Below are 12124 nucleotides of genomic sequence, written 5' to 3' on the forward strand. Positions count from 1 at the left end.
CGGGCCTTGACCGGGGGCAGGGCAGGGGCCAAAGCAGCCGCATGACGCTGACCATCGACCTCGAGGCCCTGACCTCCAACTGGCGCGCGCTCGCGGCGGCTTCGCCGACGGCGCGGGCGGGGGCGGTGGTCAAGGCGGATGCCTACGGGCTCGGCGCGGATCGCGTGGTGCCCGCGCTCCGCGACGCGGGGGCGCGGGAGTTCTTCACCTACACCGCCGCCGAGGGGCAGGCGCTCCGCCCCCTCCTCGGTTCCGACGCGCGCATCTTCGTCCTCGAGGGCCACGCGCCGGGGGCGGAACTCGACGGCCTCATTCCCTGCCTTGTCTCGCCGGAGCAATTCTTCCACGACCGCAGCCTGCGCCCGCGCGGCTCCTTCGCGGTGCAGCTCGACAGCGGCATGAACCGCCTCGGCTTCGCCGCGTCCGAATGGGCGGGGCTGCGGGGCGAGGTTCTGGCGGCGAGGCCGGCGCTGCTGATGTCGCATCTCTTCGCAGCCGACCAGCCGGACGCCCCGCACAGCGCCGCCCAGCTTGCCCGCTTCCGGGCGATGACCGATGGCACTGGCGTCCCGCGCTCGCTAGCCGCGACGGGGGGCATCCTGCTCGGGCCGGAGTATCACTTCGACCTGACCCGGCCGGGGGTCGGCCTCTATGGCGGGTTGCCTTACGCGGCCGCGCGCCCGGTGGTCACGCTGACCCTGCCGCTGCGCCAGCTTCGCTGGATCGAGCCGGGCGAGACGGTCGGCTACAACGGCGCCTGGACCGCCAGGCGGCGCACCCGCATCGCCACCCTCTCGGGCGGTTACGCGGACGGCCTGCCGCGCGCCCTCGCCGGGAAGGGCGTGACCCTGTTCGCGGGCGACCGCGAGGTGCCGCTGGTCGGCCGCGTCTCGATGGACGCCATCACCCTCGACGTGACCGACTTGCCCGAGATCCCCGAGGCGTTCGAGCTGATCGGCCCGCATCGCGGCATCGACGCCTATGCGGCGCTCTTCGGCTCCATCGGCTACGAGGCGCTGACCGCCCTCGGCCGCCGCTATCCGCGCCGCTATCTGTGAGGCGATTTCGGTGAAATCCCGCGCGGACGCGCCCGAGATGCTTGCGCCGCGCGCGAGCTTCCGCAACCATGAGGGACAGGTTCCCTCATCGGAGACCATGACCCTGACCTGGAGCAGCCCTTGGGCCTGATCCCCGCGAGCCCCGCCGCCAATCCCGCGCCGGCCGAGACTGTGCTGGAGTTTCCCGACAACCGGCTCCTGATCCAACTCTGCGGGCCGCATGACCGGCACTTGGCGCGAATCGAGGCCGCGACCGGGACGCATGTGCTGCGCCGCGGGAACCGCCTCTCGATCGTCGGCCCGCCCGAGGCGCAGGCGGATGCCGCGGCGCTGCTGAACGGCCTCTATACCCGCCTGGAGCAAGGGCGCTCGGTCGATATGGGCGATGTCGAGGCGGCACTCCGCATGGGCGGCGAGTCGTCGGGCGACGGCGGCAGCCCGACGCCCGCCGAGCAGTTGGAGATGTTCGGGCAGGGGCCGATCGAGCTTCGCACCCGCAAGAAGACGGTCGAGCCCCGCACCGAGGCGCAGCGCGACTATGTCCGCGCGCTTTACGGCCACGAACTCGCCTTCGGCATCGGCCCGGCGGGAACGGGCAAGACCTACCTCGCCGTTGCCGTGGGCGTCACCATGCTGATCGGCGGGCATGTGGACAAGATCATCCTCTCGCGCCCGGCCGTCGAGGCGGGCGAGCGTCTGGGCTTCCTCCCCGGCGACATGAAGGAGAAGGTCGATCCCTACATGCAGCCGCTCTACGACGCGCTGAACGATTTTCTCCCGGCCAAGCAGCTTCAGAAGCTGATGGAGGAGAAGCGGATCGAGATCGCGCCGCTCGCGTTCATGCGTGGCCGGACGCTGGCCTCCGCCTTCGTGGTGCTCGACGAGGCGCAGAACGCGACCACGATGCAGATGAAGATGTTCCTGACGCGTCTCGGCGAGGGCTCGCGCATGGTCGTGACCGGCGACCGCACACAGGTGGACCTGCCGCGCGGCAGCGTCTCGGGGCTGGTCGAGGCCGAGACGCTGCTGAAGGGCGTGCCGGGGATCAGCTTCAGCTATTTCACCGCCAGGGACGTGGTCCGACACCCGCTGGTCGCGCGGATCATCGAGGCCTGGGACGCGGACGAGGCCGGCGTCGAGGCGCGAGCCGAGGCCGCCCGCGCGGGCATGCGCCCGCGCCGATGGATCGAGCGCAATGACGGCTGAGGTCTTCAGCCCCGCCGCTCCCGGCGCCGACGTGGTGATCGAGGACGAGCGATGGGAGGCCGCGGGGTTAGATGCCCTCGCGGCGAGGGCGGTCGGCGCGGCGCTCGAATGGCTCGACCGGGGCGACTCTGCGGTGGTGGTGATGGGCTGCGACGATGCCCGGATCGCGGCGCTGAACGCCGATTTCCGCGGCAAGCCGCGGCCGACCAACGTGCTGAGCTGGCCCTCGGTCGAGCACGCGCCCCGTATCCCGGGCGCCATCCCCGTCGCGCCGGACACCGACGAACTGGGCGACATCGCCATCGCCTACGAGACCTGCGCGGCCGAAGCGGCGGCGCAAGGCAAGCCGTTCGGCGACCATGTCATGCATCTGCTGGTCCACGCGACCCTCCACCTCGCCGGTTTCGACCACGAGGACGCGCGCGATGCGGAAACCATGGAAGAGGCCGAGCGTTCCATCCTTTGGGGCCTCGGCATCGCCGACCCCTATTCTGACCGCGGAACCCCATGAACGCCCAGAGCCGAAGTCCCGACGCCGACCCGACTCCCCCGGAGCCGTCCCCGGCCGACGACCCGCCCCCAGCCGAGGCCGTCGCCGCCGACGCCCCCTCGGGACGCAGCCTGCTGGGCCGCCTCTTCGCCTCCTTCACCGCCGACCCAACCGACACGGCCCCGGAGCGCGCCGAGCCGGAGGACAACAGCCCGGCCCGAGGGGCGCCGAGCCTCGCACGGCTGCGGCAGATGAAGGTGGACGATGTCGCGCTGCCCAAGAACGAGATCGTCGCCGCGCCGGTCACCGCCTCGCTGCTGGAACTGGTGGACCTCTTCCGCGAGAACGGCGTCTCGCGCATCCCGATCTATCGCGACACGCTGGACACGCCCCTCGGCCTGATCCACCTCAAGGACCTCGCGCTGCAGCACGGTTTCGGCAAGCCCGAGGCGGCCTTCGCGCTGCGCCCGATGCTGCGGCCGCTGCTGTTCGTGCCGCCCTCAATGTCCGCCGCCACGCTGCTGCAGACGATGCAGCAGAAGCGGATCCACATGGCCCTGGTGATCGACGAATATGGCGGCGTGGACGGCCTGGTGACGATCGAGGACCTGATCGAGCAGGTCATCGGCGAGATCGAGGACGAGCATGACGACCTCGACCAGCGGCAATGGCAGGTCGAGAAGCCCGGGCAGTGGCTGATCGAGGCGCGGGCGGAACTCGACGATGTCGAGGACGCGACGGGCCTCGTGCTCGGCCATGGCGACGAGGGCGAGGAAGTGGACACGCTGGGCGGTTTGATCGTCCTGCTGGCGGGCCGGGTGCCCGCGCCCGGCGAGGTGGTGCAGCATCCGAGCGGCGCCAGTTTCGAGGTGGTCGAGGGCGATTCGCGAAAGCTGCGCGTGTTGCGGCTGCGGTTTCCGGCGGCGGCGGAGTAGCGAAGGCGTCCTCCGGGACGTCTTGCGCAACGATCCCGCTGCTTCCCGTCCGGCGGTCAAAGCGGACGGGTCAGCGCCCGGCCCCAAGGCGGGCGTTGACCCTCTGTCAGCCCAACGTAGGCTTGGTCGAGGCTCATATCGTCCACGGGCGCGCCGTCGTGGCGTTTGTGCTGCTAAACGTGGAAAAGCCGCTCCGGTGCCCCGGAGCGGCCTGTCAAGCGGCGGACGGCAGCGGTGCCGGCCTGGCCTGCTTACTTGATCTTGCCTTCCTTGAACTCGACATGCTGGCGCGCGACGGGGTCGTATTTGCGCACGGTCATCTTGTCGGTCATGGTGCGGGCGTTCTTTTTCGTGACGTAGAAATAGCCCGTGCCCGCCGTCGAGTTCAGGCGGATCTTGACGGTGGTCGGCTTCGCCATCGCATGTCGCTCCTGGTGGTCCGGGCCGGGCGCGCCCGCAAGGGCGGCGCCGGGACCGGGGAATTCGCTGAAGGCCGGTTCATAGCGGCTCGGGGCGCGCTGTCAACCCGTCCGGGTCGCAGGCCTCGCGCGCGATCACGAGGATCTTCACCAGCGTCCCGCGCGCATCCTCGACCGGTGCCACGACCATCTGCTGCCAACCGCGGTCGGAGGGGCCTGCCTCGATCGTGACCGTCTCGCCCGCCGCCGCCTCGACGAGTGCGGTCCGAAGCACTTCGCGGTCGGCCGCGGGCCACAGGTCCCACCAGAAGCGCCCCTGCACGGCCTCCGACGGCTCGAAGGATCGCAGGCCCGCGCCGTTGACGAAGGTCACGCGGCCGTCCGGGTCGAGCAGGCAGACCCGCCCCGGCATCGCCTTGAGCAGTGCAAGCGCGAGCGCGGCGTCCTGCCCGTCGTTCTGGGGAAAGCGCGCGGTGTCGGGTCGCATGAGCATGGCGGTGGTCCCCTCGGCGTCACCAGAGCGCGAGCGGCCACGCGTCGCCCGGAACGGGGCGGCAGCAGTCAGGCCGCGTGGCAGCGCGCGCCAACCTCTGCGTAGCACAATTCTGGCGCGAAATCGACCGAAGCTCCGCGCCTTTGGCGGATATCTGCGCGGATGGCCTGTAAGCCGGGTTCTGTCCGGGGGGCCGAAGCCCCCGTGGATGACCATTCCTCTGGGCGCCGCGTCGCCGCGGCGCTCGTGCTGCCAACCCGGAGCGCCCGGACCAGGCCGTCCTGCCGAGGCTTGCCCCGGCGCGCGCTCCCTATTCGGCATTGCTCCCGGTGGGGCTTGCCTTGCCGGTCCGGTTGCCCGTCCCGCGGTGGGCTCTTGCCCCACCGTTTCACCCTTGCCGCGGGCGGACCCGCGGCGGTCTTCTCTCTGTGGCGCTTTCCCTGGGGTTGCCCCCGCCGGGCGTTACCCGGCACCGTTGCCTTGTGGAGCCCGGACTTTCCTCGACCCGGCATGAAGCCGTGCCGCGGTCATCCGGCCATCCGCGCGAAGCGGATATGACGGCGGGAGCCGCCGCGGTCAAGCGCATGCGAGGGCCGCGGCGAGGCGGCGGTCGTCGGGCGATTCGGGGCCCTCCGCGCCCGGGCGGTGGCGGAGGCGGAAGGCGGCGAGGCGGGCCAGCGGCGGAGCGGGGGGGTAGCCGAGGGCGTCGAGGCTGTCGCTGAGCGGCGGCAGAAGCCGGGGGTTTTCCACCCCCGGACCCCCGGAGGATATTTGCCCAAGGCAAAGCCCCTGAAGCCCCAACCGCCGCCAGTCGAATCGCTTGCCGGGGTCGTCCTTCCGCCCCGGCGCCATGTCGCTATGCGCGATCACTGCGTCCGGCTCGAGGCCGTGGCGGGCGAGGATCGCTGCCAGCACCGTCTCGAGCGCGGCCATCTGAGGCTCGGGGAAGGGGCGGTCCATGGGGTTCGCCAGCTCGATCCCGATGGAGCGCGAGTTCACGTCATCCTCGCCCCGCCACGCGCCCGCGCCCGCGTGCCAGGCGCGGCGGCTCTCGCAGACGAGCTGCTCGGTCGTGCCGTCCTCGTGGATGAGCCAGTGGGCCGAGACTTCCGCCGCCGGGTCGCAGAGCCGCGCGCGGGCGCTCGCGGCGTCGGGCATGTTGGTGGCGTGGATCACCACGAGTTCGACCCGCCGCCCGCGGCGGTCGCCGTGATTCGGCGAGGGGAAGGCGTTCGTCAGAGGGCGCCCTGTCGGAATGGTGCCGGGTTCCAGCCGCATACGAAGCCATCGCCGTCCGGGTCCATCTGCGCCGGATCGACCTCGGGGCCGCCGCGGACGAGGAAGGCGATCTGCGCCGAATCGGCATCGGCGAAGGTCCGGCAGGTCCGCGCTGCAATCCGCGGGTCGGCGTTCGGCCGCGGCCAGACCGCGGTGCCGCGCTCATGGCCCGCGGCCTGCGCGTAGCGGATCAGCACGGGCGAGGCGCCCGGATAGGGGCCGGGGGTGATCGCCACGGGTTCAACGGCCACCGGCGCGACGGGCACCGCGACGACCGCCGCCGCGGGTGCGCTCGGCGGCGCCGGGATCACGGCCGGCGCGGCCACGACAGGTTGCGCCGGCTGGCGCCAGACCTCGGGCAGCACCGGGCCGGCCACGACCGCCACGGCCTCGCCGCGGATCGTCTGCCAGACGCTCGGCCCGCGGATATCCGCGGGGGTCGGCGCGTCGAGGGGCAGCGCCCGCGGGATCGTCTCGGGCACCTCGCGCTGGCCCAGCAGCGCCCATTCGCGTTCGTATTTGTAGGCCGCGTAGGGCGTCGTCGAATCGAGGACCGCGCCATAGGGCCGGTCGGCGATCACGTAGTTCGGGTTCCAGCCGGAGTTCTCGTTGCAGGCGGCGAGCGCCAGCAACCCGAGCCACATCGCCTGCCGCATCACCGTTCCCCCGGCTGTTTCCTGCCCGACGCTACCACCAGCGATCGGGTTTTGCCATGAATCCCGCACGATGCTCGATCGCACCGGCGACATTGAGCAGCGCTCCCTCCTCGAAGGGCCGCCCGATCAGTTGCAGGCCAAGCGGCAGTCCTTGCACGTCCAGCCCGGCGGGCACCGCGATTCCCGGCAGCCCGGCAAGATTCACCGTCACCGTGAAGACATCGTTGAGATACATCGCCACCGGGTCCGCCGCCTCGTCCACCGAGCCGAGCGGGAAGGCGGCCGAAGGCGTCGCGGGCGTCAGGATCGCGTCAATTCCCTCGGCGAACACCGCGTCGAAGTCGCTCTTGATGAGCGCGCGGACCTTGCGGGCGCGATTGTAATAGGCGTCGTAGAAGCCGGCCGACAGCACATAGGTGCCGATCATCACCCGGCGCTGCACCTCGGGGCCGAAGCCCTCGGCGCGGGTCTTCTCGTAGAGTTCGGTGATCCCGTCGCCCTGGCCCAGCTTCGCGCGGCGGCCATAGCGGACGCCGTCATAGCGGGCGAGGTTCGAGGACGCCTCGGCCGGGGCGATGACGTAATAGGCGGGGAGCGCGTATTTCGTATGCGGCAGCGAGATGTCCACGACCTCGGCGCCCGCATCGCGCAGCATCTCGGCCCCCCGTTTCCACAGTGCCTCGATCTCGCCCGGCATACCCTCCATGCGGTATTCGCGCGGCAGGCCGATGCGCTTGCCGCGGATGTCGCCGGTCAGCGCCGCCTCGAAGTCGGGCACCGGGATCTCGGCCGAGGTCGAGTCCATCGGGTCCACCGAGGCCATCGCCTGCAGCATGATCGCCGCGTCGCGGACGCTGCGCGTCATCGGTCCGGCCTGGTCGAGCGAGGAGGCGAAGGCGATCACGCCCCAGCGGCTGACCCGGCCATAGGTCGGCTTCAGCCCCACGATCCCGGTGAAGGCCGCGGGCTGGCGGATCGAGCCGCCGGTGTCGGTCCCGGTCGCCGCAAGGCACAGGCCCGCCGCCACCGCCGCGGCCGAGCCGCCGGACGAGCCGCCCGGCGTCAGCGCCGCGTCATCGCCCGTGCGCCGCCACGGGTTCACGGCATTGCCATACACCGAGGTCTCGTTCGACGAGCCCATTGCGAACTCGTCCATGTTGAGCTTGCCGAGGCAGATCGCGCCCGCGTCCCACAGGTTGCGCGTGACGGTCGATTCATAGGGCGGAAGGAAGCCCTCGAGGATGCGCGAGGCGGCCTGCGCGGGCACGCCCTCGGTGCAGAAGAGGTCCTTGATGCCGACCGGGATGCCGCACATGGCGGGCGCGTCGCCGGCCGCGAGGCGCTGATCGGCCGCCGCCGCCTGCTCGCGCGCGAGCTCCGGGGTGCCGTGGACGAAGGCGTTGAGCGCGCCCGCGCCCTCGATCGCGCCGAGGCAGGCCTCGGTCAGCTCGGCGGCGGTGAAGTCGCGCTTGCGCAGCCCGTCGCGGGCCTCGGCGATGGTCAGGGCGTTCAGCGCGCTCATTCGACCACCTTCGGGACGGCGAAGAACCCCTCGCGCGCGTCCGGCGCGTTGGCGAGGATCTTCTCGGGCATCCCCCCCGCCGTCACCTCGTCGCTGCGGCGCTTCAGCCGCATCGGCGTCACGCCGGTCATCGGCTCGACGCCCTCGATATCGACCTCGTTCAGCTGCTCCATGAAATGCAGGATGCCGTTGAGCTGTTCGGCCAGCTTCGGCAGCGCCTCGGGCGCGACCGCGATGCGCGCCAGATGGGCGACCTTGCGGGCCTCGTCGGGGGTGATGGACATGCGCTTCCTCTCGGGTTGTCGCGGGAATAGCGCCCGCGACAGGGGTCATCAAGGCGGCCCTCAAAGGCTCCGCATCCAGAACTGCAAAGGGTGGCCGCTCTCCTCCGCCGCACCGAGGTCGCGCCAGTGGAACTCGGCCACGACGCCCGGCAGGGAGGCATAGCCACGACGGGTCCAGAAGCCTTCGTTGCCCCGCGCGCCAGGCGGGCGGGCCGGGTGGTCGTCCGGGCGGATGACCGAACAAAAGGCGACATGGCAGCGGCCGAGGTCGCGGGCGCGCGCCTCACGCGCGTCGAAGAAGCGGCCGCCGATGCCGCGCCCGCGCCATTCCGGCAGCAGCAGCGATTCGCCGCCGTAGAAGATCGTCTCCAGCGGCTCGGGCCGCCCGGCGAAGGCGGCGGCGAACTCGTCCTTGTGGTCCTCCATCGGCGTCGCGGTGGACACCCCGACCAGCCGGCCACCGTCGAGCGCGCCGACCACCAGCGCCGCGTCGCTCTCGACATAGGGCCGCAGGTAGCGCCGCTCGTAGTCCGGGTCGCCGTCGTAGAGATAGGGCCATTCCCGGAACACCGCGATCCGCAGGCCCGCAATCTCGTCGAGGCGGGCCTCGATCTCGGCCGGCGGAAGGACCCGGACCTCGGTCATGCCGAGACCTGCCGGACCCAGTCGGCGAGGTTGTAGAAGGTGGTGATCCGCGCAATCTTGCCGTCGCGGATGTCGAAGAAGCCGCCGGCGGGCAGAGCGTAGGTCTGGCCATGCGCCTCGGGCAGGCCGGGATCGGTCTTGAGATAGGTGCCGTGGACCGTGAACTCGGCCGCGGCACGGGCGCCGTCCGCGGTGGCGAAGGTGACGATGTCCTCCAGCCGCTCGCGGTAGGAGACGCCCATGTGGCCGCAGAAATCGGCGAAAGCAGCACGGCCGTGGCGCGGCTCGCCCTCGTTCACGCGATGCTCCACGTCGTCGGTGACGAGGGCCAGCATGCCGTCGGCGTCACCGGCGTTGAAGGCGGCGTAGTAGCGGCGGATCAGGTCTTCGGCGTCGTGGCGGCTCATGGCGGTCTCCCGTTGTGCGGCCCCGCGTCTCACATCGCGGGGGCGGGGGAAAGGCCGCGGTCACGATCCCGTGATGAGCGCGGCGGTGGTTGCGCCGTGTTCGCTGATTGTTCTAGCGTGAGGGGATGCTCCCGCCGCAGAACCCCGACGAGATCATCAAGGCCCGTGGCACCGTCTCGCGGCCCAAGGGCCGGTTCGAGCGGTTCGAGGCCCATCGCGAGCATGACGGCTGGGACATCCCCGAGGAGGCGCGGCGGGTCGAGACCGAGGTGGCCATCGAGCGCCCGCGCAGCGTCATCACCCGCAACACCTCGCCCGACGTGCCCTTCGACCGCAGCCTCAACCCCTATCGCGGCTGCGAGCATGGCTGCATCTACTGCTTCGCCCGGCCGTTCCATTCCTATCTCGGCCTCTCGCCCGGCCTCGACTTCGAGACCAAGCTGACCGCCCGCCCCGATGCCGCCGCGCTCCTTGAGCGCGAGATCGCCCGCCCCGCCTACCGTGTCGCGCCGCTCGGCATCGGCACCGCCACCGACCCCTACCAACCGATCGAGGCGAAATACCGGATCATGCCGGGCATCCTGAAGGTGCTGTCGGACTGGAACCACCCGCTGTCGCTCGCCACCCGTGGCAGCCTCGTGCTGCGCGACCGGGACATCCTCGTGGAGATGGCGGCGCGGCGGCTGGTCACGGTCGGCATCTCGCTGACCACGCTCGACCAGGCCATGGCCCGCTCGCTCGAGCCGCGCGCCCCCTCGCCCGCGACCCGCCTCAAGATGATCGAGGGGCTGGCAACGGTCGGCATCCCGGTCCGCGTCATGGTCTCGCCCGTCATCCCGGTGCTGACCGAGCCCGAGGTCGAGGCGATCCTCAAGGCCGCGCGCGAGGCGGGGGCGCGGAACGCCTCGATGATCCCGCTGCGCCTGCCGCACGAGGTCGCGCCGCTCTTCCGCGACTGGCTCGACCGGGTGGCGCCGGGCCGGGCGGCGCATGTCATGACCCGGGTGCAGGCGATGCGCGGCGGGCGCGACAACGACCCGCGCTTCGGCAGCCGCATGAAGGGCGAGGGGGTGGAGGCCCAGCTGCTGCAGCAACGTTTCCGCCTGGCGCGCAAGCGGCTGGGCTATGACGAGAGCAGCCCGGCCCTCGACTGCTCCCGCTTCGGCCCGCCTGCAAGGACGGGGGACCAGCTGGCGCTGTTCTGAAAGCTCAGCCGCGGCGGCGGTTGTGGCGCTGACGGACCGGCCCCTCGCCGGTGCCGTCCGACTCGGACGAGAACCCGCCCAGCCGCGCCGTGATCTCCTCGAGGCTCGGCCGCGGCCCCTTCGGCACCGTCTCGAGCGCCGCGCGCATCGCCCGCAGATGCTCGGGCTGCGTCCCGCAGCAGCCGCCGATGATGCGGGCGCCCAGATCGCGCGCGAGCATCGCGTATTCGGCCATCAGTTCCGGCGTGCCGTCGTAATGGATATGCCCTTCCTGGAAGCGCGGAATCCCGGCATTGCCCTTGGCAATCAGCGGCCGCTCGGTTCCGGAGGCGGCGAAGCCCGCCACCGTCCGCAGCAGGTCCGACGCGCCGACGCCGCAGTTGGCGCCGAAGGCGAGCGGCGGGTTCGGCAGCTTTTCCACCAAAGCCGCAAGCTGCGCCGAGGTCACGCCCATCATCGTCCGGCCCGCGGTGTCGAAGCTCATCGTCCCGCACCAGGGCATCCCGGCCAGCCGCGCCGCCTCGGCCGCGGCCCTGTATTCCTCTGGCGCGCTGATCGTCTCGACCCAGAGGACGTCCACGCCGCCCTCCTTCAGCCCCTCGGCCTGCTCGTGGAACATCTCGACCGCGAGCTCATGCGTGAGGCTGCCCATCGGCGCCATGATCTCGCCGGTCGGCCCGACCGAGCCCGCAACCACGACGGGCCGCCCCGCCGCATCCGCGACCTCGCGCCCCAGTTCCGCCGCGACGCGGTTCAGTTCGCGAACCCGGTCCTGCGACTTGTGCAGTTTCAGCCGCGCGGCGTTGCCGCCGAAGGTGTTGGTCAGGAACAGGTCCGACCCGGCCTCGACCGCGCCGCGGTAGAGGCTGCGGATGTCGTCCGGACGATCGACGTTCCACAGTTCCGGCGGCTCGCCCGCGCTCAGCCCCATGTTGAAGAGCGTGGTCCCGGTGGCGCCATCGGCCATCAGCCAGTCGCGTTCGGCCAGCAGGCGGCTCAAGAGGTCGGTCACGGGCGCTCTCCGGTCTGGCAGGCTTTGCCTTGAGACAAATATCCTCGGGGGGATCGGGGGGCAGACAGCCCCCCGGCGGCGGCTCAGCTCTCGCCCGCGATCTGCTCGCGCGCGATCTGGCGCAGCTCGTCCATCTTGGCGCGGATCGTCGCCTCGTCGGCGCGGCCCTTGAGGTCGGCCACCACCTTCCGGGCCACGTCGTCCTCGCCCGGGGCCTCGAAATCCGAGGTCACGACCGTCATTGCATACTGGCGCGCGTCCTCGCCGGTCTTGCCCAGCAGCCCCGCGGCCCATTCGCCCAGCAGGCGGTTGCGCCGCGCCTCGGCCTTGAAGCGCAGGTCCGCGTCATGGACGAATTTCGCCTCGTAGGAGCGTTGGCGGTCGTCGAATGTGGTCATCGGGGTCTCCCTCCGGCCAGGTTGAAACAGTTGCCCGCGATATGCCCATGCCGCCCCTTCGCCGCAAGTGCCGGCGCTCACGCCCGTATTGCCGCCCCGCCCCAATGAGCCTACAC

The 12124-nt window shown here is 71.3% G+C and carries 15 protein-coding genes and 1 other RNA gene; 5 read left to right on the forward strand and 11 right to left on the reverse strand.

Translation table 11 applies throughout. The annotated features are described in order from the left end of the window. The first annotated feature begins 41 nt into the window (after window positions 1-41). The 4 genes from alr to GI374_RS06340 all read left to right on the forward strand — a co-directional run bounded on the left by alr (window position 42) and on the right by GI374_RS06340 (window position 3689). A complete protein-coding gene (gene alr / locus GI374_RS06325) occupies window positions 42-1058 on the forward strand; it encodes an alanine racemase (RefSeq protein ID WP_154336180.1) in 1017 nt (338 codons plus the stop codon). A 120-nt stretch (window positions 1059-1178) separates the two neighbouring features. After that, the gene (locus tag GI374_RS06330) at window positions 1179-2264 is read left to right on the forward strand and encodes a PhoH family protein (protein WP_229582764.1); all 1086 of its coding nucleotides are present in this window, start codon (window positions 1179-1181) and stop codon (window positions 2262-2264) included. Then, window positions 2254-2775: an rRNA maturation RNase YbeY gene (gene ybeY / locus GI374_RS06335; RefSeq protein ID WP_154336181.1), complete on the forward strand. Its 522-nt coding sequence runs from the start codon at window positions 2254-2256 to the stop codon at window positions 2773-2775. The genes GI374_RS06330 and ybeY overlap by 11 nt, the downstream gene beginning before the upstream one ends. Next, window positions 2772-3689, forward strand: coding sequence for a hemolysin family protein (locus GI374_RS06340; RefSeq protein ID WP_154336182.1), 918 nt, complete (start codon window positions 2772-2774; stop codon window positions 3687-3689). The genes ybeY and GI374_RS06340 overlap by 4 nt, the downstream gene beginning before the upstream one ends. Window positions 3690-3940: 251 nt before the next feature. Here the strand turns inward: GI374_RS06340 and rpmG are convergent, their stop codons facing one another. The 9 genes from rpmG to GI374_RS06385 form a co-directional block, all read right to left on the reverse strand. Continuing rightward, window positions 3941-4108: a 50S ribosomal protein L33 gene (gene rpmG, locus GI374_RS06345; protein WP_154336183.1), complete on the reverse strand. Its 168-nt coding sequence runs from the start codon at window positions 4106-4108 to the stop codon at window positions 3941-3943. Between the two features lie 79 nt (window positions 4109-4187). Further along, entirely contained in the window at window positions 4188-4601 is a 414-nt protein-coding gene (locus GI374_RS06350) for a PAS domain-containing protein (RefSeq protein WP_154336184.1), read from the reverse strand. Window positions 4602-4755: 154 nt separating this feature from the next. Further along, window positions 4756-5144: RNase P RNA component class A (gene rnpB, locus GI374_RS06355), an RNA gene on the reverse strand. A 33-nt stretch (window positions 5145-5177) separates the two neighbouring features. Continuing rightward, window positions 5178-5879: an N-acetylmuramoyl-L-alanine amidase gene (locus tag GI374_RS06360; RefSeq protein WP_154336185.1), complete on the reverse strand. Its 702-nt coding sequence runs from the start codon at window positions 5877-5879 to the stop codon at window positions 5178-5180. After that, window positions 5837-6535: a hypothetical protein gene (locus GI374_RS06365; RefSeq protein ID WP_154336186.1), complete on the reverse strand. Its 699-nt coding sequence runs from the start codon at window positions 6533-6535 to the stop codon at window positions 5837-5839. Before GI374_RS06365 ends, GI374_RS06360 begins: the two co-directional genes overlap by 43 nt. A gap of 31 nt (window positions 6536-6566) precedes the next feature. Further along, window positions 6567-8057 carry an Asp-tRNA(Asn)/Glu-tRNA(Gln) amidotransferase subunit GatA gene (gatA, locus tag GI374_RS06370; protein WP_154336187.1) on the reverse strand — a complete coding sequence of 497 codons (1491 nt, stop codon included), beginning with the start codon at window positions 8055-8057 and terminating at the stop codon, window positions 6567-6569. Continuing rightward, the gene (gatC, locus tag GI374_RS06375) at window positions 8054-8341 is read right to left on the reverse strand and encodes an Asp-tRNA(Asn)/Glu-tRNA(Gln) amidotransferase subunit GatC (RefSeq protein WP_154336188.1); all 288 of its coding nucleotides are present in this window, start codon (window positions 8339-8341) and stop codon (window positions 8054-8056) included. Before gatC ends, gatA begins: the two co-directional genes overlap by 4 nt. Before the next feature lie 60 nt (window positions 8342-8401). Beyond that, window positions 8402-8986: a GNAT family N-acetyltransferase gene (locus GI374_RS06380; RefSeq protein WP_154336189.1), complete on the reverse strand. Its 585-nt coding sequence runs from the start codon at window positions 8984-8986 to the stop codon at window positions 8402-8404. Continuing rightward, the gene (locus GI374_RS06385; protein WP_154336190.1) at window positions 8983-9393 is read right to left on the reverse strand and encodes a ketosteroid isomerase-related protein; all 411 of its coding nucleotides are present in this window, start codon (window positions 9391-9393) and stop codon (window positions 8983-8985) included. The genes GI374_RS06380 and GI374_RS06385 overlap by 4 nt, the downstream gene beginning before the upstream one ends. 125 nt (window positions 9394-9518) lie before the next feature. Between GI374_RS06385 and GI374_RS06390 the strand changes: the two genes are divergently transcribed. Next, entirely contained in the window at window positions 9519-10598 is a 1080-nt protein-coding gene (locus GI374_RS06390; protein WP_154336191.1) for a PA0069 family radical SAM protein, read from the forward strand. A 4-nt stretch (window positions 10599-10602) separates the two neighbouring features. Here the strand turns inward: GI374_RS06390 and bmt are convergent, their stop codons facing one another. Beyond that, the gene (bmt, locus tag GI374_RS06395; RefSeq protein WP_370515176.1) at window positions 10603-11610 is read right to left on the reverse strand and encodes a betaine--homocysteine S-methyltransferase; all 1008 of its coding nucleotides are present in this window, start codon (window positions 11608-11610) and stop codon (window positions 10603-10605) included. A gap of 83 nt (window positions 11611-11693) precedes the next feature. Next, window positions 11694-12008, reverse strand: coding sequence for a DUF1476 domain-containing protein (locus GI374_RS06400; RefSeq protein ID WP_154336192.1), 315 nt, complete (start codon window positions 12006-12008; stop codon window positions 11694-11696). Window positions 12009-12124: the final 116 nt, after the last annotated feature.

This window comes from Paracoccus sp. S-4012, assembly GCF_009674885.1.
In the GTDB taxonomy this organism is placed as follows: Bacteria; Pseudomonadota; Alphaproteobacteria; order Rhodobacterales; family Rhodobacteraceae; genus Paracoccus.